Source organism: Ruania suaedae (genome assembly GCF_021049265.1).
GTDB classification, from domain to species: Bacteria; Actinomycetota; Actinomycetes; order Actinomycetales; family Beutenbergiaceae; genus Ruania; species Ruania suaedae.
This window is the reverse complement of the sequence record NZ_CP088018.1, coordinates 2552440-2574887: the sequence shown is the minus strand read 5'-3', so window position 1 is coordinate 2574887 and position 22448 is coordinate 2552440. Positions and strand designations below refer to the sequence as shown.

Sequence of the window (22448 nt, the reverse complement as noted above, 5' to 3'; positions counted from 1 at the left end):
GCCCGTTCGCATCGGTGACTCAGGCGCCGGCGGTCTCACCAGCGCGTCGGCGCGTCACCAGCCAGCCACCGAGCCCGAGGAGCAGCAGTGCTGCGACCGCGATCCCGAGCGGGTTCACGCCGGTGCTGGGCAGGTCGTACCCGGGCGCCAGCGGGAAGTCCGCCGTGAGCACGTCCTCGCCGGGCCCGACCGTGACGTCGATGCTCAGCGTCCCGTTGGTCGGGCCGTAGCCCTCCGGCAGGCTCGAGCGGTCGAGCTCGACCGTGTAGTCACCCGGCGGCACGTCCTCGAACAGGTAGTGCCCGTTCTCGTCGGTGACCGTCCTGGCGATCTCGTTGCCCTCGGCGTCGGTGAGGATCACCGTGACCCCGTTCAGGCCCGGCTCACCCTCATCGCGCTCGCCGTCGCCGTCCTTGTCGTGCCAGACGAGGTCGCCGATGCTGCCGGTCGGCACGAAGCCGTGCTCCAGGAAGCCTGAGCCGTTCGGCGGCACGGTCACGGAGTCCTCGCCCGGCGTGCTCGGCACCAGTCCGCCGGGTACGGTCCCCGGATCCACGACGGCGCTCCACTCACCGCTGGGCACGTTCGGCAGCTCCCAGCGACCGTCGGAGTCCGTGGCCACCTCGAGCTCGACCGGCCCGTCCGGCCCGTGCCAGGTCACGACGACGGTCACGTCACCGATCCCCGGCTCGTCGCCGTTCTGAGTGCCGTCGCCGTCGGTGTCCTCCCACACCAGGCCCTCGACCGTGGCGGTGCCGACGATCGCGAAGTCGACCGTGCGGATGTCCTCACCGGTGGCCAGCGGCTGTGTGGTGGTGGTGGGGTCCTCGCCGTCGGAGTCCCAGGAGGGCGTGGTGCCCTCGGGCAGGTCACCGGCGTCGTAGGAGACGATCGTGGTCCCCGGGGGCAGGTTCTCCACCAGGTAACGACCCTCGGCATCGGTGACCGTGGTGATGATCAGGTCATCCGCCGTGCCGGGCACGCCGTCGGAGCCGGGGGAGGCCACGGTCACCGTGACCCCGGGAACACCGGGCTCACCGGCGTCCTGCTGGTCGTTGCCGTTGACGTCCAGCCAGATCGTGTCACCCACGCTGGCATCGCCGGTGTAGCCGAAGTCCTGGTCGAGGTTCTCCTCACCCGTGGTCAGGGTGAGGGCGGAGGAGGAGTCCGCCCCGCCGTCCGGGTCCGCCGTCGGGGTCAGCCCCGCCGGCAGATCGGTGAGCTCGATCCCGAACTCGCCCGCCGGCAGGCCGTCGAAGGAGTAGTGGCCCTCGGCGTCGACCTGCGTGGTCCAGGTGCGGTTGTCCTCGGTGGTGGAGGCGTCACCGTTGGGGCCGGCCCAGGTCAGCGTGACCGTGGTCCCGGTCAGGCCGGGCTCACCCTCGTCGCGCACGCCGTTGCCGTCCAGGTCCAGCCACACGGTGTCACCGATCACGCCGGTGCCGGTGTAGCCGAAGTCCTGCTCCAGGTCCTCGACGCCCACGCCTTCCTCGGACTGCAGGGTGGTGATGGAGATGCCGTCCGGGCCATCCTCACCACCGTCGGCGTCGTGGCTGATCTGCAGGCCCTCGGGCACGCCGCCGGTCACCTCGACCGAGTAGCTGCCGTCCGGCAGACCGGTGACCAGGTACTGGCCCTCGGCGTCGGTGAGCGGGGAGGGGATCAGGACGTCATCGCTGGTGCCCGGCTCGCCGTCCGGACCGAACCAGGTGACGGCGGTGCTGACGCCGGGCAGGCCCGGCTCGCCCTCGTCCTGGACGCCGTCGCCGTTGTCGTCCCACCAGATGCGGTCACCGAGGGTGTTCAGGCCCTGGTAGCCGAAGTCCTGGTCAAGACGCTCGCGGCCCTCCTGCTCACCCAGGGTGAGCTCGGCGACCGAGTCAGCTCCGCCGTCGGGATCGGCCGTGTTCTCGGCGGCCTCGCTGATGCCGCCGGGCACGGACACCTGGTACCGGCCGTCGGGCAGCCCCTCGAAGGAGTACCGGCCCTCCTCGTCGGTCACCGTGGTGAAGGTGAGGTCGTCCTCCGTACCGGGTTCGCCGTCGGGGCCGGCCCAGACGAGTTCGACCGGCTGGCCGGGCACACCCGGCTCGGACCCGCCCTGGCTGCCGTCACCGTCGAGGTCGAGGTAGACGGTGTCGCCCACCACGCCCTCGCCGGCGTAGCCGAAGTCGGCGCTGTCGTGCACCTCGTCCGCCCCGAGGGTGAGCTCGCTGGAGGAGTCCAGCCCGCCGTCCTCGTCGTAGGTGGCGGCCAGGCCGGGGGCGAGGGTGTCGGTGTCGACGTCCACGCGGTACTCACCGGCGGGCAGGTGGTCCACCAGGTAGCGCCCGTCGGCGTCGGTCGTCGTCGAGAAGGTCTCCTCGTCGCCGGTGCCGAACCGGCCGTCCGGTCCGGCCCAGGTGACGGTGACGTCCACGCCGGACAGGCCCTGCTCGTCCGGGCCGAGCTCACCGTCGCGGTCCTGGTCCAGCCAGACGGTGTCGCCGATGGCGGACGCGCCCCGGTAGCCGAAGTCGACGTCGTCCAGCGTCTGCCCGGTCTCGAGCGAGACGTCGGTGGTGCCATCGGCCTCGTCGTCCCGGTCGAACGTGGCGCGCATCCCCTCGGGGAGGGTCTGCGGGTCCACCGAGACCGTGAACTCGCCGGCGGGCAGGCTCTCGAAGCCGTACCGGCCCTCGGCATCGGTGGTGGTGGTGCGCACCAGGTCGTCATCGGTGCCCAGCTCACCGTCCGGTCCGGCCCAGGTGAGGGTGATGCCCACACCGGGCAGGCCGGGCTCGCCGTCGCTCTGGTTGCCGTCGCCGTCGCGGTCGAACCAGACGGTGTCGCCGAGGGCGGCGGTGCCGGTGTAGCCGAAGTCCTGCTCCAGGTCGGAGCCGATCAGCTCCACGGTCGAGGTCTCGTCCGGGTTCTCGGTCCCGGAGTCGGCGTCGAAGGTGGGCGCGAAGCCCTCGGCCACGCCGTCGGTCACGGTCACGGTCCACTCACCGTCGGGGAGGTTCTCGAAGAGGTACTCCCCGTCCTCGCCGGTGGTCGTGGTGAACGACAGGCCGTTCGGGCCGGTGGCGGTGACGGTGACACCGGACAGGCCCGGCTCGTCGTCGTCCTGGACGCCGTCGGCGTCGATGTCCCACCAGACGCGGTCACCCAGCAGACCCTCGGCGTAGTAGCCGAAGTCCTGCGCGAGGTTGTCCTCGCCGTCGGCCAGGGTGCCGGCGGAGGTGGAGTCGCCGCCGCCGTCGGGGTAGCCCGTGTTCTCCACGGCGCCGGGCAGCGGCCCGGTGACGGTGACGGTGAAGTCGCCGGCCGGCAGGTTCTCGAAGAGGTACCCGCCGTTCTCGTCGGTCACGGTGGTGAGCGTCGTCTCCTCGCCGCCGGGGCCGGTGAGCACGGCCTCGACGGTGACGCCGGCGATCCCCGGCTCGTCACCGTTCTGGGTGCCGTCGCCGTCCTGGTCCAGCCAGACGGTGTCACCGAGGGAGCCGGTGCCGGCGTAGCCGAAGTCCTGGTCCTCGTTCTCCTCGCCGGTGGTCAGGGTGACCTGGGAGGAGGAGTCGAGTGCGTCGTCCTCACCGCCGGGTCCGCTGACCTGGACGTAGCTGTCGTACCCGTCCGGTAGGTCCACCTCGACGCTGAACTCGCCGGCCGGGAGGGCCCCGACGCGGTAGGTGCCGGACTCGTCGGTGGTGGTGGTGTAGGTGACGTTGTCCTCGGTGGTGGACAGGTCGCCGTCGGGGCCGGCCCAGGTCACCGTGACCGCGGCGCCGGGGATGCCGGCCTCGCCGGCGTCCTTCACGCCGTCGCGGTTCTGGTCGAACCAGACCGTGTCGCCGATACCGGCCGAGCCGCGGAAGCCGAAGTCGACGTCCCGCTTGGCCTCGGCCTCGCCGAGGGAGCCCTGCCAGACGGCGTCGGCACCGTCCGTGCCGTCGTCGAGGTCGTAGGTCGGGGCCAGGCCCTGCTCGAGGAGGGTCTCGGACTCGGTATCGACCGAGACGATGTACTCACCGCCGGGCAGGTGCTCGGCCAGGTACTCACCGTTCTCGTTCGTGGTCACGGTGATCGTCTCATCGTCACCGCCCCCGGGGACCCCGTCCGCGCCGAGGTAGGTGATCGTCACGTCGACGCCGCCGAGGCGGGGCTCACCGTCGTCGATGACGCCGTCACCGTTCACGTCGTACCAGAGGGTGTCGCCGATCGAGGCGAGGTCCAGCTCGACCTCGACGACGTCCTCCTCGGATTCGTACACCGGGTACTCCCGCCCGGGGTTGTCGGTGCGGGTGTCCTCGTCCAGCCCGTAGGCCGAGGTCACGACGGCGGTGTTGGTCAGCTCGGGACCATCGACCTCCTGGGACTCGTCCCAGTCGGCCGGGATGGTGAGGGAGTAGGTGAGGGTGAGCGTCTCCCCGGGGGCCAGTGGCCCGGCGACCTGCCAGGCCAGGGAGCCGTCGGTGTGGTCACCGTCGGTGACGGTGACGCCGCCGGCCTGGCTGAGGTCGGTCTCGTCGGCCAGGTCGAGCAGTCGCTCGTCCGGGCTGTCCTCGACGGTCAGGTCGAAGGCGTCCGAACCGCCGGTGTTGGTGATGTCCACGGTGTAGGTGAGGGTCTCGCCCGGGGTGGCGCGGCGCTGGTCGGAGTCGCCGACCTGACCGCTCACGTCCTTGTCCAGGCTCAGCGCCGGCTCCTCGATGTCCACGCTCGCCTCGCCGGGCGGGGTGGAGGAGTCGAAGTCCTCGGGGGAGGGAACCTCAGCGGGCGGGCCGGTGACCTCGTCGGTGCTGTTGTAGTACGCGGCCGCGGTGTTGGTCACCGTGTCCCCGGCGCCGGCCGCCGAGTCCACGTACCCGGTGTAGACGAGGGTGAGGGTGCGGTCGGTCTGGGCCGGTGCGATGTCGCCGAGGGAGAAGCCGACGGTCTGCCCGTCGGTGCCGATGAGATCGGCGTCGATGGCCGGTTCGCAGTCGGCGCAGGTCACGCTGACGAGCTCGTCGAAGGTGACGCCCGAGGGCAGCTCGTCGAGCACGACCGTGTCGAAGGCGCGGGTCAGCGCCGGCACGGACACGTCCAGGGTGTAGGTGAGGTTCTCACCGACGGTGGCCTCGGCCGGGTCGACCGCCTTGGCGACGGTGACCACCGGGCCCTCCAGGGTGGAGGAGGCGGAGTCCTGGTAGCCGGGCACACCGGCCTCGGGGGTCCGCTCGTCGGCGGTGGTCCCGGGCATCGAGGTGCCGGTGACCGTGACGGCGTTGGTCAGCTCGGAGCCGCTGGTGAGCGGGTCGGAGATGCGCGCGTCGTAGGTGTAGGTCTCGGAGTCGCCGGGGGCGAGCGAGGCCAGCTGCCAGGTGATGGTGCGGGTGGAGGCGTTCCACTCCCCGCCCCCGGGCAGCGTGGCGGTGCCACTGGTGATCGCCTCGCCCTCGGCGTCGACGGGGGTGACGTCCTGGGGCACCACGTCGGTCACGGCGACCTCGTACGCGGTGGAGGCTGCGCCGTCGTTGGTCACCTCGACGGTGTAGCCGACGAGCTGCCCGGGCTCGACGAAGCCGTCGGGGACGTCGTTGCTCTTGGCGACTGCGAGGTCGGGCTCGACGATCGTGGTGGTCACCTCGGCCGGGGAGGTCCCACCGCCGTCCCAGGTGAGCTGAGCGGTGTTGGTCAGGGCGTCGCCGGCGGTGAGCGCGGCGTCGTCGAGGACGGTGACGGTGAAGGTCAGCTCGAGGACGTCCTCGCCGCTGCCCTCGGCGTTGGTGTAGGTGGCCGGGAAGGTCACGGTCACCACGGTGCCGTCCGCCCCGGTGCTGTCGACCACGGTGCCGAAGCCGTCCGGCAGGGGCTCACCGTTGAGGGTGGCGACCGATCCGCCCTCGAGGCGCACACCCGCAGGGAGGGTGTCGACCAGCTGGGCGCCCTCGACGGTCGTGCCCTCGGGCACGGTGGCGGTGACGGTGTAGTCGATCGTCTCGCCGATGGTGGCCTCGTCGGCGCCGGCGTTGCCCTCCTCGTCCAGGCCGGTGGTCTGGGACTTGAGGGTCTCGGCGCCGGTCACGGTCACCGTGGCCGGGTCGTCGGCCGGGGTGGTGTTGGGCGTGAGCTCGGGGTCGATGTTCTCGGCCGGGACGTGCACGAACGGCTCGCCGGTGTTGGTTCCGGTCTCGAACTGGCGGACGCCGGCGTGGTTGTCCAGGGCCGTGCCGGGGGCGTAGGTGTCGGGGAAGGCCACCTGGTAGGTGAGCTCGAGCGTCTCGCCCGCGGGCAGGTCGAGGCCGTCCCACTGCAGCTGCGCGGTCTCGCCGTCATCGCTGCAGGTGGTCGCCCCGGGGTCGGTGACCTCCGCGCAGGTGATGCCCGGGGGCAGGAGGTCGCGCACGGAGGCGTTGGTCGCGTCCAGGTCGTCGCTGTTGCTGACGGCGACCGTGTAGGTGGCGACGTCACCGCCCTGCACGATCTCGACGTCGACCGACTTGTCGAGGGTGACGGTGGGCGCGAGGTACTCCACGTCCGCCATGTCGCGGTCCTGGAAGGCACGGCCGTCGCTGTTGCGGTAGCTGAGCTTGGCCAGGTTCTCCACGATGTCGGCCGAGCTGGCGGCGTTCGGGTCGGTGACGATGGTCGAGACGACCACCTCGAACGTCTCGCCGGTGGAGGCGACGTCCTCGAGGTCCCAGGTCAGGACCGAGCCGTCCTCGGTGAAGTCGATCCCGTCGGTGGAGAGGGTGTTCGCATCCGTGACCTCCCAGCCCTCGAACGTGAAGCCCTCCGGGAGGAAGTCGCGCACCAGCGGCGAGAGGGTGTCCAGGTTTGTGGGGTAGTCGACGGTGACCCGCCAGCACACCCGGTCACCCGCACGGAACTGGCCGTCGGCCTGGTCCTCGGAGAAGGTGAGTGCGGCGTCGGTGCAGTCGCCGATCGCGGCGGTCCGGTCGGCCACGGCCTTGCTGAGTGCGGGGCCGCGGGTGTTCTGCCCGGCGGCGGAGTCATCGACGATGCCGAGCACCTCGGTGCTCGCGTCGTTGTCGGTGATGATCGTGGCGTCGGTGGCCAGGTCGACCGTGTTGGTCCAGCTGTCATTGGCTGCCACCGGAGCCTCGCTGCCGCGGTAGTTCTGGCGGGTCTCGGTGGTGTAGGTGATCCGGGTGTCGCTGTTCGGCTCGGTGAACCCGGGCAGCTCCCACGTGAGCAGCACCGTGCCGTCGGGCTGCTCGGCCTGGGAGGCGACGCCGGGGGTCGCCCCGGTGAGGTCTAGTGCGGCGGGCAGGGTGTCGGTGACTGTGATGGTCCCGGTCTCCTGCGCGTACTCGCTGGAGCGGATGTCGAGGGTCCAGGTGGAGGTCGAGCCCTGCTCGACGTCGCCGCCGGTGTCCACGGACTTCACGATCGCCACGTCCTCGGCGGTGACGACGTGGTCGTCCCAAGCCTCGGCCGTGGTGCCCAGGGTGGTGCCCTGCGCGGAGGCGCCGTTACGCAGTTCCTGTTCGTCGGTGGTCAGGTCGCCGGTGTTGTTGTCCAGGTTGGCGGTCGGTTCGTCGAGCTCGGCCAGGACGTTCTCGCGAAGCGGGACTGCGGCGACGTACTGGAAGGAAAAGGACCCGGCCGCGCCGAGGGAGGCCGAGCCGAGGGCCTCGGCCAGGCTCGCCGCGTCCCAGGTGACGCGGGTGTAGACGCCGGCCTCGAGCGGGCCCGGGCCGTCGGGGTCGGTGGTGACGGTCTGCACGTTGCTCGGGGCCGGGCACGGGAACTCCATGGCCGGGGCGGTGATCGTGTCGAGCCGGCCGGAACCGGTGTACTCCTCGGTCTCGGCGGTGGAGCTGTCGACCTCGCCGCAGCCGAGGAACTCCAGCCCCGCGGGCAGATAGTCGACCACGGTGAAGTGCTCGCTGGCGTGGAGGAGGTTGTTGTCGACGGTGAGGGTGTAGACGGTCTGCTGGTCGTGCACGCCGCGCAGCAGCTCGGCCTCGGGGCTGGGCTCGGACTTGGTGATCCGGAACGGGACGAGTTCGGAGGCGGCGGAGGTGCCGGCGAAGGAGGTGAAGCTGCCTTCGACCGGGTTGCCGGCGGCGTCGAAGGCGGGCAGGGCACGTGCGTCGGAGTGCGCCAGCACGGTCGCGTCGTTGGTCAGCGTGTCACCGATCACGAAGGACTCCGCGGCGGGCACCAGCTCGTAGGTGAGGGTGACGTCGGTGCCGGCCAGCAGGTCCGAGATGTTGCTCCAGATGACGACTGTGCTGCCGTCCTCGCGCTCGACGGTGCGCGTAGGCGCCGGGGAGGCGTTGCCGATGCTCACGCCCGCCGGGATGACGTCCACGACGCTGACGTTGTATGCGTCGGTCTCGGTGTCGTTGGACGCGGTGAGCGTGACCGGGACGGGCCCGCCGTAGAGGGCTTCGGTGGGCGTGTTCTGCGAGACCTGGATATCGGGTGTGCCGTCGGCCTGAGCGGGGGCGAGGCCGAAGGGCGCCACCAGCAGCGTCAGGACCAAGGAGAGTGTCGCAACCGCGGCGAGCGGGAGGCGCAGGGCAGAGTGCAGCATGATCGTGTGAGAGAACTTTCCGTCGACGCGTGCCCATCCGCGACCGCGCGGCTGGCTGGCAAATTCGAGGCTAGGGGCTCTCGGAAAGCGTGAGTGGGGCCGGACGGGATATCCGGGGAAAGCCGCAATTGAACGGCCGTGTACCTGTTCGGGAAATGCGCGGCGGCACGGCCGGAAAAGTCAGACGACATTCCTGAACGATCGTGAAGTTCGCGGGATCGGACTGTGACATATCGCACTCTCGCGTCATGATCGCCGGGCGTGGCGCTATTGACGAAATCGTGACGCCGGGGCGGGATCATCAATGCGGTGATCGGCGGCCGGGTTATGTTGGGCAGGTGAATGCCCTACGCACCCGCGGAGCCGGTGCCGGCGATGATTGAGGACGCAGACGTCGGCATGAGCGCCGACGACTCGGCCGCGCTGGATCGGGTCCGCGGCGGCGACGTCGGCGCCTTCGAGGAGATCTACCGCCGTCACCGCCCGGCGGCGCTCGCGGCGGCCCGGCGCGTGACGAGCTCCACGGATGCGGAGGACGCCGTCCAGCTGGGTTTCCTGCAGGTCCTGCAGGCCGTGCGCTCGGGGGGCGGGCCGCAGGAGCACGTCCGCGCCTACATCACCACCTCGGTCAGGCGGGCGGCCGCCCGCCTCCGGCCGGATGGTCAGACGGCTGCGCTCGAGGTCGAGACCCTGTCCGATCAGGCGGCCCCCGGGTCCGAGGGGGCGGTGCTCGATCGGATGCTGCTCACGACGGCCTTCCGGACCCTGCCCGAGCGCTGGCGGCAGGTGCTCTGGCTGGTGGACGTCGAGGGGCGTTCGCTGCGCGAGGTCGGCGCTGATCTGGGGCTGAGCGCGGGTAGCACCTCGGCCCTCGCGTATCGCGCCCGCGAGCGCCTGCGCACCGAATGGCTCGGTGCCCACCTCAACAGCACCGGCGCTCCGGCGCAATGCCGTCCCTTCGTGGCTCGTCTGGCCGGGTGGCAGCGCGGCAAGGTCAGCGACCGCCGCGCCCGCGGCATCGAGGATCACGTCGAGGACTGCACGCACTGTCAGGCGGTGCTGCTCGATCTGTCCCACGCGTCCTCGCGCCTGCACGAGGCCGGCATGCTGCTTCTCCTCGCGGGTGCCGTCCCTCAGGTGGGACATCTGGCCGCGGGCTCCTGGCTGGCGACCAGGCCGCGCGGCCAGATCGCGGGTGCCGCAGCGGTGGCCGTGGTGATCGTGGCGATCCCGGCTGTCGCCCTGCTCGGGGGCGGGCTCGGCGAGGCCTCGGAGCCGGCGCCGCCTGCTGCCACGGCTCCGGCGCCGCCTCCCGCACCGGCTCCGGCACCGCCGTCGGCGCCTGACGGCCAGGACGAGCCGGACGACGACTCGGACGACGAGCCGGACGCCGAGCCGGACGACGGCGAAGGGCCGCCGCCGGACTCGACCGCACCCGCCCCAGCACCTGCCCCGGGACGCGCTCCGGCACCGGCACCCAGCCCCGGACTGGACCTGCCTCCCGCGATGGAGTTGCCTGCGCCGCCGGTGCTGCCTGCGCCGGACGTGCCTGCCCCGGACCCGACTGAGAACTCGACCGACGACCCCACCGAGGACCCGACCGAGGACCCCACCGAGGACCCGACCGAGGACCCCACTGAGGACCCGACCGAGGACCCCACTGAGGACCCGACCGAGGACCCGACCGAGGACCCGGAGCCCCCGTCCCCGCCCACCTTCGACCCGTTCCAGGAGACCGTCTCGCGCGTGATGCCCACGCTCGCGGGCAGCGGCGAGCCCGGGGCCGCCGTCGAGATCCTCTCGGCCGCGGGAGAGGTCATCGCGACCACGCAGGTCGACGACGCCGGTAGCTGGAGTGTGCTGCCGCCGAGCATCGACGTGGCCGAGGGCGTGACCTTCTCAGCACGTCAGATCGTCGACGGCGAGGTCTCCGCGCTGGGCACGAGTGCACCGATCGATCTGCTGGCGCCGCAGATCACGAACATCGCCGACGGTCAGCAGGTGCCGCTCGAGACCAGTGACGTCAATGGCAACGGCGACCTCGATGACGTGCTGGTCACCGCCGTCGGCGATGTCGGCTGGGGGATGCAGTTCCGCCGTGACGACCAGGTCTCATCCTTCGTGCACGAGGCCTCCGGGTCCCCGATGACCTTCGTCAGCAGCCCGCACGTGCCAGGGCCGGCCACGATGTCCGTGCGCTATGTGGACCTCCAGTCCGACCGCGAGGGAGCCTGGTACTCGGTCACGTTCACGGTGGTGAATCCGTAGCGAGTTCACTGGCGAGTTGCTGGGAGAGGTCCCGGCTGCTCGTGACGAAGGCGGCGAGGTCAGCGGCCGTGCGGGGTGGCTCGAGCGCATGGTCGAGCATGGCGATGCCGAGTGATCGCCGGACCACCTCCGCCGCTCTCGCCTGTAGTTCGACACGATCCGGAGGCGTCGTCGAGGCGTGCTCGAGCTGGCGGCAGGCGACGCCGGTCAGCAGCTCCTCCATCTCGGCCAGCACCGCCGGGGACTCCCGCAACGCCCGCATCAGGTACTCGAGATTGGCGAGGTGCCGTTGCGCGTCACCGCGCAGCCGTGCGGTCTTCTTCCGAGAGCTGAGGATCGCGGGCAGCTGTGCCCGCACCTCGGCCATGACGTGCTCGTCGCAGGCGGCGACCAGCCCTTTCTTCCCCCCGAAGAAATACGTGATCGAACCCGCCGTCAGTCCCGCCTCGAGCGCGACCTCGCGCAGCCCCACGCCGAATCCGGACCGGCCGAAACTCCGGATCCCGGTCTCGATGAGTGCGAGGCGCGCGCCGCCTGCACTGTCGGTCCGTTCGCCTGCCACTCATCCTCCTGCTTCGCGGGAACTCATTGCGCCCGGTGATACTACGTTCCGGCCGGGGCGGGTCCTGCCACCACCGGCTCCCTGCGCGCCCGGGCCTCTGCACAGTCGCGCGGACCCACCTTCCGGGCACGGAGGCGGGATGCAGGTGGGGTCTGTGCCCTGAGGTCGGGTCGGGGCGGGGAACCTGTGTCGGCGCGCGACGGAACCGGCCCGCACGCCAGCGCCCGAGCCCGTCCCCAGCGCGCCCGGCCTCAGAGCCGGCCGGCCGCCTTCAGCGCCAGATAGGTGTCGGCGACCGCCGGCGGCAGCGCCTCGGGCACCCGCTCGACGATCTCGCTGCCCCCGCGCTGCATCCGGGCCGCGAGGGCCTCGCGCTCGAGGTCGCTACGCTCGGCGGCGGCGGCGTCGAAGAGGTCGGCCGAGGTCTCCCGGCCGCGGCGCAGCTCCTCGGCGGCCGGGTCGGTCGCCGAGCCGAGGATCACCTGGTGGTCGCGCGCGATGGTCGCCACGGCCGGCAGCATCCCGGTCTCGGTGGCCCCGGCCTCCAGGCCGGTCAGCAGCACCACCAGCGCCCGCTGGGAGAGGGTGTCGCGCACCTCCTGCGTGATCCGCGCCCAGTCGGGCTCCACCAACGACGGCGTCACCTGCGAGAGCGCATCGGCCAGGGCAGCCATCACGGCCGGCCCGTGCGTGCCGCGCACCCGCGCCTGCACGCTGGAGTCGATGGCCAGCAGGTCCACCCGGTCCCCGGCCTTGGTCGCGAGCGCCGTCAGCAGCAGCGCCGCCTCGATCGAGGCGTCGATCCGGGGAGCATCCCCGAGCCGGGCGGCGGACAGCCGGGAGGAGTCCAGCACGATCAGCACTCGGCGGTCCCGCTCCGGGCGCCAGGTGCGCACCACCACCTCCGAGCGCCGCGCCGTCGCGCGCCAGTCGATGGCGCGCACGTCGTCGCCGACCACGTACTCCCGCAGCGAGTCGAACTCGGTGCCCTGCCCCCGCACGTTGACCGCCGTCCGGCCGTCCATCTCGCGCAGCCGGGCGAGACGGGAGGGCAGGTGACGACGCGAGGAGAACTCGGGCAGCACCCGCACGATGCCGGGCACGTCCCGGGAGGCCTGCCGGGCTGCCAGACCGAGCGGTCCGTACGTGCGGATCGTCACCCGGTCGGCGCGGACGTCGCCGCGCCGGGTCGGGCGCAGCGGGGTCCGTACCCGCTGACCGTCCTCGGGCGGGATCCGCAGCCGGTGCCGGTTGCCGGTCGCACCGGCGCTGGGTTGCCACGCGTCGCGCACCAGCCCGCGAGCGGTCCGCCGCCCGAGGTTCGTCAGCGTGAGCACCGATTCGACCTGCTCACCACGGCGCACCGCTCCGGCCGTGCTGCGTTCCACCTCGAGCGGACCGATCGCGGCGGCGAGCAGCACATCGAGAGCAACCAGCAGCGCGACGGCGCCGGCCCACACGGCCACCGTGGTGACCTGGGGCGCCAGCAGCACCGGCACCGCGCCGAGCAGGACCAGCAGGACGGTCCGACCGGTGATCGCCATCAGCGGGGAACCGGGACCGACCCGAGGATGCCGTCCAGCACGGACTCGGCGGTGATGCCCTCGAGCTCGGCCTCCGCGCGCAGCTGCACCCGGTGGCGCAGGGTCGGGTGCGCGAGCGCCTTGACGTCGTCGGGGGTGACGTAGCGGCGCCCCGACATCCACGCCCACGCCCGCGCGGTGGCGAGCAACGCCGTCGCCCCGCGCGGGGAGACCCCGAGCGAGAGCGAGGGGGAGGTCCTGGTCGCCCGGCAGACATCGACGATGTAGGCCAGCACCTGCGGCCCCACCTCCACGTTCGCCACATCGGCCCGCGCCGCCTCGAGGTCGGCGGGGCCGGCCACCTTGCCTACGCCGGCGCCGGCGAGGTCGCGCGGGTCGAACTTGTGCGCGTGCCGGTTCAGCACCTCGATCTCGTCGGTGCGCTCGGGCAGCGGCAGCAGCAGCTTGAGCAGGAACCGGTCCAGCTGCGCCTCGGGCAGCGGGTAGGTGCCCTCGTACTCGACCGGGTTCTGGGTGGCGATCACCATGAACGGATCCGGCAGCGGGCGCGGGTCACCGTCGACGCTGACCTGCCGCTCCTCCATCGCCTCCAGCAGCGAGGCCTGGGTCTTCGGCGGGGTGCGGTTGATCTCGTCGGCGAGCATCAGGTTCGTGAACACCGGCCCCTCCCGGAAGGAGAACTCGGCCGTGCGGGCGTCGTAGACCAGCGAGCCGGTCACGTCACCGGGCATGAGGTCGGGGGTGAACTGGACGCGCTTCATCTCCAGCTCGAGCGTGGCCCCGAGGGTGCGGGTCAGCAGCGTCTTGGCCACGCCCGGCACCCCCTCGAGCAGCACGTGCCCGCGGCACAGTAGGGCGATCACCAGGCCCGTGACGGCGGCGTCCTGCCCGACGACGGACTTGGCCACCTCCGTACGCACGTCCGCCAGTGCCGACCGGATGCGGCGCTGCTCCTCGGACTCCGGTTCGGGTTCGCGGCGGCGCTCGTGCTCCACCGGCGCGTAGCCCTGCTGGCCCTGCTGCGGTGCATACGACTGCGGCTGTCCGTACCCCTGCGGCTGGCTGTACTCCTGCGGCTGGCTGTTCTCCTGCTGCCGGCCGTACCCCTGGGGCTGCTGGTAGCCGTGCGGCTGCGTGCCCTCCTGTGGCTGCGCGTCGTCAGGCCGGCCCTGCGCGGGCTGTCCGTACGGAGGCGGCCCGTCCTGCGGCTGCTCGTGCGCTGGCCGGTGGTCGGGGGAGTCGGAGCCGGGTGCTGCCGGAGGAACGGTCATGAGCGGTGAACCTCGCCTTCCAAGGTGTCCAGGGCGTGCGTCAGGGTGAGCAGAGTGGCGTCGTCGGTGGGTGGCGGACCGTAGAGCAGGGAGTCGATCTCCTCCGGACGGCGTCCGCTCGCCCGGGCGAGCGCGTCCACCACCTCCCCGGGCTGGGCGGTGCGGGCCAGGCCGGTGCGCCGGGCCAGCCGGCGCACTGTCCCGGCGCGCAGCGCGGCACCGGCGTGCCCGAAGGCGCGGGCACGGCGGTAGAGCCGGCCGCGGCCGCGGATGGTCTCGGTGGCCCGGACCACCACGGGCAGCGGTTCGACGACCACGCGGCCCAGGTGCCGGCCGCGCCAGAGCACCAGAGTCAGGGCGAGCAGGCCGGAGAACCACCACACCGCCGTCGGGATGACCGGGGTGGGTGCGCCGTCGGAGGAGGTTCCGAACGGGTCGGCGGGGTCGGGCACGTACCAGGTCAGGTGCTCGTGCTGGCCGAGCAGGCGCAGCGTCAGGGCGGCGTTGCCGGCCTGCGCGAGCCCTTCGTTGGTCAGCGGGTAGGGGTTGGGCAGGACGGACCAGCGCTGCTCGCCCTCGCGCCAGGTGGCGAACGCATAGGCGCCCTCCTCGCCCTCGAGGGGGAAGCAGCCCTCCACGTTCCCGGTCGGCAGCACCCCTGGCCCGGCGGTGGTGATCTCCTCGGCGGCGCTCGCGTGCTCGTCGCCGCACTCGGCGGCGTAGGTGCCCTGCGCGCCGCCACCGGAGACCGTGACCTGCTCGGTGAGCGCCTCGATCGGGGAGAAGCCGAGATTCGTGACCACGACGTCGGCCCCCACCTCCCGTAGTGCGCGCAACTGGGACTCGCGCAGGTCCTGCGGGTCGGTGATCAGCAGGGTGCTGCCCGGGCCGGCCGCCTCCAGCACCGCGCGGGTGGTGGTGACCTCCTGGACCTCGACACCGCGCTCGGAGAGGATCTGGGCTGCGGCGCGGGCCCCGTCCGGTTCGGGATTGGCCGGTGCGAGGGGTTCGCTGCTCTCGCGCGGGACCAGGATGCCCAGCACCACCGTGCCGGCGAGCAGCACCACCACGGCGCAGGCTGCGATGAGCAGGCCGCGGCGGTTGGACCGGCGACCGGAGTCGGCGCTGCGAGGTTCGGCCAGCCGCTGCCCGCGCGCGGTGATGGTGCTCATCCGCTCATCACCGCCTGCTGCCGGCGGCGCTGCGGGCGGGTCCGGCTGACCTGCTCGTCCACGGACCGCACCCACAGGTACTGCTCACCGGTGGCGGCCGCCTCGCCGTAGGCGACGGCGTCGAAGAGGCGGGAGGCCTCCTGCAGCTGGTCCGCCACCTCGGGTAGGCGGGCGCCGCCGTCGGTCGCGGCCTCGTGGGCGGTGCGGCCGGCACGGTCGGTGAGGATGGCCCGCTCGTCCAGCGAGCGCACGATCGCGCGGTACCGCTCGAGCACCGCCAGCCCTGGTTGCCCGGCCGCGTGTGCGGCCTCGGCGGCGGCGCGCAGGTCTGCCGCGGTGCGGTCGTCATCGTCGAGCACGGTGATGCTCGCGCCACCGGCCGCGGCCGCCCGGCGTCGCCGCACCGGGCCCCCGAGCAGCATCGCCACCAGCACCACCGCCCCGACGGCGACCAGCACCACCACCGGGATCAGCACCGGGCCGAGGGTCCCCTCCAGGCTGTTGATGCGGTCCCACAATTCGCGCAGCCAGTCCAGCACGCGCTCGAGCAGCGTCGGCTCGGTGCTGTAGACCCCCTTGCGCAGCTCCTCCTCGGCCCACTGGCGCGCCTCGTCGGCGGAGGGCGTCAGCGGCACCTCGCGGACGATGGTCGCGCTCATCCCTCAGGAGTCCTGCGCGGCGCGCGCGAGCTCGACGTCGAGGGCCTCGGTGCGGATGCGGATGTCGATGTAGAGCAGCGCCGTCACGGCCGCCACGAACGGCGTCGTCACGGTGAGGGTGATCGCGCTGCCGATCAGGCTCGCCACACCGATCGCGGTGACACTGCCGAAGAGGCCCCCGACCGCGCCGATCGGATAGCTGACCGCGGAGGCGATCACGAACACGAGCAACTGGGTGAGCAGGTAGATGCCCAGGATCCGCCAGAACGCCCGCCGCGTCAGCGTGAAGGAGCGGCGCAGCGCCGTCAGGATGCCAGCCCGCTCCAGCACCAGGGTCGGGGTGGCCAGCAGCGTGAAGGTGACAATCACGATCACGCCCACCAGGGCCAACAGGGCCGAGAGCAGCCCCACCACACCGACGACGGCGACCTCCTGGCTCAGGGTGGCCAGCAGGATCAGCCCGATCATGATCGCCAGCACTGCGATCAGCATCAGCGAGATCACCAGGCTCAGGCCCAGCAGCCGGGGGATCTGGCCGCGGGTGCTCGCCCAGACCTCACCGAGGCTCATCTTGCGCCCGATCACCGACTGGCTCACCGAGTGGATGAGCAGGCCCGTCAGGATCGTGGTCACCAGGAACGAGACCGCCGCCGAGATACCGGCGCCCAGCAACGCGCTCTGGAGGGTGGCGTACAGGCTGGACATGCCCCCCTCGAACATCGCCGGGTCCTCCGGGTTGGCCAGGAGGGTGTTGAGCTCCTCCATGATCCCCCAGGTGGCGATCCCTTCAACGGCCACCGAGAGTGAGACCAGCACCGCCGAGAGCGCGAACATCACGGCCGGGTTGGCGCGGATGGAGCGGATCGCGCCGTCGTAGAGCTCACCGAGGGTCAGGGGGCGCAGCGGGATGACTCCGGGCTGGGGGGCGAAGCCGCTGTGGGGGTCGAATCCGCCGTAGCCGCCGTGCCCGGTCTGCCCAGGCTGGCCGGGCTGCCCGCCCGGTGCGCCCTGGCCGTACTGCCCGTACCCCGCGGGCCCGCCCTGGGGCGGTGGGGGCCCGGCCGGCTGCCCGTACTGGCTCGGCTGCTGGGGGCTCGGCTGACCCGGTTGCTGCGGGCCGGGCTGCTGGTGATCCGGGTGCTGATAGCCACCCGGGCGCGGCGCTCCCCAGCCTCCACCGGCGTCCGGTGCGCCCCATCCGCTGCCCTCGGGCGGCGGCGATCCCGGATACGACATGGCGTTCCTCCCACTGCTTCGGATCCCTGCTGCCATCTTCGCACGTGCGCCGGTTCGGACATCCTCGTGCGGGAGGTGTCACCATAGGCACATGAACGCACGCGTCCTGGTGGTCGACGACGATGCCGCGCTCGCGGAGATGATCGGCATCGTCCTGCAGTCGGAGGGGTTCGAGACCGAGTTCTGCTCGAACGGCTCAGCAGCGCTGGAGGCGTTCCACTCCCTCCAGCCGGACCTGATCCTGCTGGACCTGATGCTGCCCGGGATGGACGGCATCGAGATCTGCCGCCGCATCCGTGTCGAGTCCGGCGTCCCGATCATCATGCTGACGGCGCGGGGGGACACCGCCGACGTCGTGGAGGGCCTGGAGGCGGGCGCCGACGACTACATGACCAAGCCGGCCAAGCCCACCGAGCTGGTCGCCCGGGTCCGGGCCCGGCTACGGGGCCGTGACACCGAGGGCTCCGAACGACTGCTGATCGGCGATCTCGTGGTCGACGTGCCCGGGCACCGGGTCACCCGCGGCGAGGAGATCATCTCCCTCACCCCGCTGGAGTTCGACCTGCTGGTGGCGCTGGCGCGCAAGCCGTGGCAGGTCTTCTCCCGCGAGGTGCTGCTCGAGCAGGTGTGGGGCTACCGCCACCAGGCCGACACCCGGCTGGTCAACGTGCACGTGCAGCGGCTGCGCGCCAAGGTCGAGCGTGACCCGGAGAACCCGGAGGTCGTCGTGACCGTGCGCGGCGTCGGCTACCGGGCAGGCACCCCGGTCCAGTGACCGGCGGCGCGCCGGCGAGGTCCGCCCTGCGATCGAGGCTGAGGCGCTGGTGGCACCGCGGGGGGTCCCGGGCGCTCGCCTACTCCCGGTTCTGGCGCCTGGCCTGGGGTCGCTCGCTGCGCCTGCGGGTGGCGTTCTTCACCGTGGTGGTCGGCACGATCGCCCTGGCCCTGCTCGCCACCGTGCTCTCGGATCAGGTACGCGATGGGTTGTTCGAGCAGCGCCGCGACCAGGTGCTCGCCGACGCGGCCAACCGGGCCGAACAGGCGCAGCAGCGCTTCGACGGCGCGACCGTGAGCACCGCCCAGGACGCCCAGCTGCTCGCCAACGACATGGTCGAGTCCATCCAGGCGACCGCGGTCGACAGCGAGGGCGCGCTGCTGCTGCCTGCGCCGGGCTCGTCCGCGGGCGCGGCCATCCTCCCGCCGGCCACCGACCAGTCGCTGCGCAGCATCATCGACGACGAGCTGCAGGAGGCGATTGCCGAGTCCAGCTTCCAGCAGTGGCAGTCGGTGGGGCTGGGTGAGGGCGAGCAGCAGGTCCCGGCGATCGCGGTCGGCTCACCGGTCACGATCCCGGTGGCCGGCAACTACCAGCTGTTCATGGTCTACTCTTTGGCCGCCCAGCAGGCCCAGCTCGACCTGCTGCAGCGGGTGCTCGCCGTCGGGGCGGTCACCCTGGCACTGCTGCTGGTGGTGATGACCTGGTACATCACGCGGCGGGTGCTGGACCCGGTGCAGCAGGCGGCCCGCACGGCCGAGCTGCTGGCCGACGGGAACCTCACCGAACGCATGCAGGTGCGTGGCCACGACGAACTCGCCCGGCTCGGGCGTTCCTTCAACGAGATGGCCACCAGCCTGCAGGATCAGATCGAGCGCCTCGCTGCCCTCTCGCGCATGCAGCAGCGGTTCGTCTCCGATGTCTCCCACGAGCTGCGGACCCCGCTGACCACGGTCCGGATGGCCGCCGAGGTGCTCTACCGCGCCCGCGGCGACCTGCCGCCGGTGCAGGCGCGCTCGGCCGAGCTGCTGCAGACCCAGCTGGACCGGTTCGAGAGCCTGCTGGTGGACCTGCTGGAGATCTCCCGCTTCGACGCCGGCGCCGCGGTGCTGGAGGTGGAGGAGGCCGACCTGCGCGGTGTGGTCGAACGCGTCGTGGGCCTCACCGAACCGCTGGCCGCCGAACGGGGCTCGCGCATCATCGTCCACGTCCCGGACGAACCCTGCACGGCCGACATGGACACCCGGCGCGTCGAGCGCGTCCTGCGCAACCTGCTGGTCAACGCCGTCGAGCACGGCGAGGGCGAGCCCATCGAGGTCCGGGTCGCGATGCACGAGACAGCCCTGGCGGTGCTCGTCCGCGATCACGGGATCGGGATGACTCTGCCGGAGGCCGAGCGGGTCTTCGACCGCTTCTGGCGTGCCGACCCCGCTCGGACCCGCACGCTCGGGGGGACGGGGCTGGGGCTGGCGATCGCCCTCGAGGACGCTCGGCTGCACGGGGGCACCTTGGACGCCTGGGGCCGTCCGGGGGACGGTGCCGCGTTCCGGCTGCTGCTGCCCCGGCGTGCCGGGCTGGAGATCGGCACCCCGCCGCTGGCGCTGGCCCCCCGCAGTGTCGGGGAGCCACCCGTGCCCGAGGCGGACCCGGCCGGACCCGCGGCGCTGCCACCGCTGATGACGCCCGCCTTCGGTGAGCTCCTCGGCCCCTGGGACACCGGTGAGCGCCCCGGCCGTTCGCCGGAGGGATCACGATGACCGCCGTCACCAGAACGCGCCGAGCACGTCAAGTGCTCGCACTGCTCGTGTGCGCCGCGCTGCTCGCCGTGGCCGGCTGCTCCCGGGTGCCGACCTCCGGGCCGGTGGAGGAAGGGGTGGAGGCGGGCCTGGACGAGGGCGTGGGCTACGTCGCCGGCGAGGCCCCCAACCCCGGCGACGGCCCGGCGAGCATCGTGCGCGGATTCCACTCCGCGTCGGTGGCCGGCAGCTCCGACGACTACGTGCAGGCCCGCGAGTACCTCACCTCCGCCGCGGCCGGCGCGTGGGCGCCGGCCGAACAGGTCCTCATCTACGACGGGTCGGCGCCGTTGCGGTTCGCCGAACCGAGCGAGGGCGTGGTCGAGGTGACCGCCACGGTGGCGGCCACCGTGGACGCCGTCGGGGTCTACACCCCGGCCAGTCCCGGCGCCACCACCACCCTGACCTACGAGCTCGACCAGACCTCCCAGGGCGAGTGGCGCATCGGCGCCCTCCCGGACGGCATCCTGATCTCGGAAGTCAACTTCAGCACCCTGTACACCCAGACGCCGCTGTACTTCGTCTCCTCCGACCAGACGGCGCTGGTGCCGGACGTGCGCTGGTTCCCGCAACGCAATGCCGCCACCTACGTGATGCGCAGCCTCCTCGCCGGGGCCTCGGAGTGGCTGCGGCCCGCCGTGGTCTCGGCGATCCCGGCCGGGACGGCGCTGTCCATCGGCTCGGTCACCGTCTCGGCAGGTGTGGCGACCGTGCCGTTGACGGCGGAGGTCCGCTCGGCCGGCTCCGACGACCGCGAGCTGCTGCTGGCCCAGATCAGCCAGACCCTGACGGCGCTGCCGCAGGTGCAGTCGGCCGAGGTGACGGTGGACGGGGTCACGCTCGATGCCCGCCCGCGCACCGACCTGGTCGTGGACCGGCCCGCCGGCCGCGTCCCGACCGTGCTCACCGAGGACAACGTGCTGGCCACCTTCAACGGTTCCGAGCTGGTTCCCCTCGAGGACGCGGCCGACGTGGGTGGGCTCGAGCTGAGCGATCCCGCTCTGCCCTACGACGACGGCCCGGCCGTGGCACTGTCCGGCGGTTCGGCTCTGGTGACGGTGCCGACCGCCGGCGGGGGAGCGGAGCGCCTGCACCTGGGAAGCGACCTGCTCGCGCCCTCCTACGACCCGCGTGGCTGGGCCTGGACCGGCGAACAGGAGAACCCGGGCGAGCTCGTCGTGGCGCGCCCCGGGACCGGCCTGGCGACCGTGACGGCGCCGGCGCTGGAGGGGCAGCAGGTGCGCGCGCTGCGAGCGAGCCGTGACGGTGCCCGCCTCGCGGTGGTGGTCGAGCAGGACGGTGCCACGCAGCTGCTGGTCTTCTCCGTGGTGCGCACGGCCGATGGCGTCCCGGAGTCGCTCGGCGACTCCCTGGCACCCTCTCGCGGCATCGACGGGATCACCGATCTGGTGTGGGTCGACCCGGTCACCGTGGCGGTGCTGGGCATCACCCGGGGCACCGAGACCGTGCACCTGGTACCTCTCGGAGGCCCGGTGACGCGCCTGCCGAGCGTGGCCGACGCCGAGGCGATCGCGGCCGGTAGCGGGGAGCGCGACCTCTTCCTCACCACCGAGGAGGGCCTCCTCTACGGCCGGTCCGGGAACGGGTGGGCCCAGCTGGCCACCGGAGCCTCGGACCCCACCTTCGCCGGCTGACCGGGGCGGGCGGTGGTGCCCGTGTCCACAGGCGCCGGTCACGCCCCGGCGGGCTGCGCCGTCGGGCGCCATCCTGGGCCGATGGCCACCTCCGGCGCCGGTATGCCACCCTTCGCGGTGCTGCTCGAAGCGATGCGGGACCTGCTCGCCCTCGTGCTGCCCCGCACCTGCCCCGGCTGTGAGGCCCCGGACGTGAGCCTGTGCCGGCGTTGCGCGTCGATGCTGACGGGGCCGGCGCAGCGGTGTGAGGAATTGACCGTGTTCCTCGCCGTGGACGAGCAGATGCCGGCGCTGGGATTGCCGGTGTGGTCACTGGGCCCCTACGCCGGGCCGGTGCAGCGGGTGGTGCTCGCCTGGAAGTCCGGCGGCCGGCCCGATCTCGACCGGCCGCTGGCGGCGCTGGTCGCGCGCGGCGTGACCGGGCTGGCCGAGGAGCTGGTGGGCGCGGCTGCCGCAGAGCCGGCGCTGGTGGTGGTGCCCGCCCCGTCCGGGTGGCGCCGCCGGTGGCGACGTCGCCTGGTCGCACTCACGCTGGCGCGCGCCGTGGGTGACTCGCTCGCGCGCGCGTCCGGGCGGCCGGTCTGGGTGGCCGACCTGCTGCGCCGGCGGGGCGGATCGGGGCATGCCCTGGGCGCACGGGGGCGCCGGCGCGCGACCGGTGAGGCGGTGCGGTGCCTGGGGCCGGTTCCGCCCGGCACGCCCTGCCTGCTCGTCGACGACGTCGTCACCACCGGCGCCACGCTCGACGCCGCCCGGACCAGCCTGGAACGGGCCGGGGCGCGAGTGCTCGGCGCCGTGGTGCTGGCGGCCACGCCGGCCCCGGGTCAGGACACGGCGCCGCCCAGGCTGTCGTAACCGCCCGAGGTGGACTAGCGTCATGTCATGGAGCTTCACCCCGTCACCGCGTTCGGCGCCCCGCGCCGCCCGTGCCGGGGCCGGGGAGGTGATATCGCCTCGTAGGACGCCGCGCACTCTTGGCG

General features: G+C 72.6%; 12 protein-coding genes. 5 read left to right on the top strand and 7 right to left on the bottom strand.

The genetic code is table 11. The features are described 5' to 3' along the window. Positions 1-19 precede the first annotated feature (19 nt). Positions 20-8530 carry an SdrD B-like domain-containing protein gene (locus tag LQF12_RS11800; RefSeq protein WP_231053128.1) on the bottom strand — a complete coding sequence of 2837 codons (8511 nt, stop codon included), beginning with the start codon at positions 8528-8530 and terminating at the stop codon, positions 20-22. 342 nt (positions 8531-8872) lie between these two features. Between LQF12_RS11800 and LQF12_RS16435 the strand changes: the two genes are divergently transcribed. After that, positions 8873-10798, top strand: a complete 1926-nt coding sequence (locus LQF12_RS16435) for a sigma-70 family RNA polymerase sigma factor (RefSeq protein WP_290370689.1) — start codon at positions 8873-8875, stop codon at positions 10796-10798. On the opposite strand, the gene LQF12_RS11785 is transcribed toward LQF12_RS16435, so the two are convergent. From LQF12_RS11785 to LQF12_RS11760, 6 genes are all read right to left on the bottom strand, one after another. Further along, positions 10779-11360, bottom strand: a complete 582-nt coding sequence (locus LQF12_RS11785) for a TetR/AcrR family transcriptional regulator (RefSeq protein WP_231053127.1) — start codon at positions 11358-11360, stop codon at positions 10779-10781. The two genes, LQF12_RS16435 and LQF12_RS11785, sit on opposite strands and share 20 nt — an antisense overlap. A 251-nt stretch (positions 11361-11611) precedes the next feature. Then, positions 11612-12904, bottom strand: coding sequence for a DUF58 domain-containing protein (locus LQF12_RS11780; RefSeq protein WP_231053126.1), 1293 nt, complete (start codon positions 12902-12904; stop codon positions 11612-11614). Further along, positions 12904-14175, bottom strand: a complete 1272-nt coding sequence (locus LQF12_RS11775) for an AAA family ATPase (RefSeq protein WP_231053125.1) — start codon at positions 14173-14175, stop codon at positions 12904-12906. The genes LQF12_RS11780 and LQF12_RS11775 overlap by 1 nt, the downstream gene beginning before the upstream one ends. Continuing rightward, positions 14172-15347 (bottom strand): DUF4350 domain-containing protein, encoded by a 1176-nt coding sequence (locus LQF12_RS11770; protein WP_231053124.1) that lies wholly within the window; start codon positions 15345-15347, stop codon positions 14172-14174. The genes LQF12_RS11775 and LQF12_RS11770 overlap by 4 nt, the downstream gene beginning before the upstream one ends. Then, complete coding sequence (locus LQF12_RS11765; RefSeq protein WP_231053123.1) at positions 15344-16006, bottom strand: DUF4129 domain-containing protein; 663 nt, start codon at positions 16004-16006, stop codon at positions 15344-15346. Before LQF12_RS11765 ends, LQF12_RS11770 begins: the two co-directional genes overlap by 4 nt. Before the next feature lie 3 nt (positions 16007-16009). Further along, entirely contained in the window at positions 16010-17242 is a 1233-nt protein-coding gene (locus LQF12_RS11760; protein ID WP_231053122.1) for a DUF7847 domain-containing protein, read from the bottom strand. A gap of 91 nt (positions 17243-17333) precedes the next feature. On the opposite strand from LQF12_RS11760, the gene mtrA reads away from it, so the two are divergent. The 4 genes from mtrA (at position 17334) to LQF12_RS11740 (ending at position 22323) form a co-directional block, all read left to right on the top strand. Continuing rightward, complete coding sequence (mtrA, locus tag LQF12_RS11755) at positions 17334-18017, top strand: MtrAB system response regulator MtrA (RefSeq protein ID WP_231053121.1); 684 nt, start codon at positions 17334-17336, stop codon at positions 18015-18017. Beyond that, positions 18014-19774 carry an MtrAB system histidine kinase MtrB gene (gene mtrB / locus LQF12_RS11750; protein WP_231053120.1) on the top strand — a complete coding sequence of 587 codons (1761 nt, stop codon included), beginning with the start codon at positions 18014-18016 and terminating at the stop codon, positions 19772-19774. The genes mtrA and mtrB overlap by 4 nt, the downstream gene beginning before the upstream one ends. Positions 19775-19806: 32 nt before the next feature. Next, complete coding sequence (locus LQF12_RS11745) at positions 19807-21468, top strand: LpqB family beta-propeller domain-containing protein (protein ID WP_231053119.1); 1662 nt, start codon at positions 19807-19809, stop codon at positions 21466-21468. 81 nt (positions 21469-21549) lie between these two features. Continuing rightward, positions 21550-22323 carry a ComF family protein gene (locus tag LQF12_RS11740; RefSeq protein WP_231053118.1) on the top strand — a complete coding sequence of 258 codons (774 nt, stop codon included), beginning with the start codon at positions 21550-21552 and terminating at the stop codon, positions 22321-22323. Positions 22324-22448 lie beyond the last annotated feature (125 nt).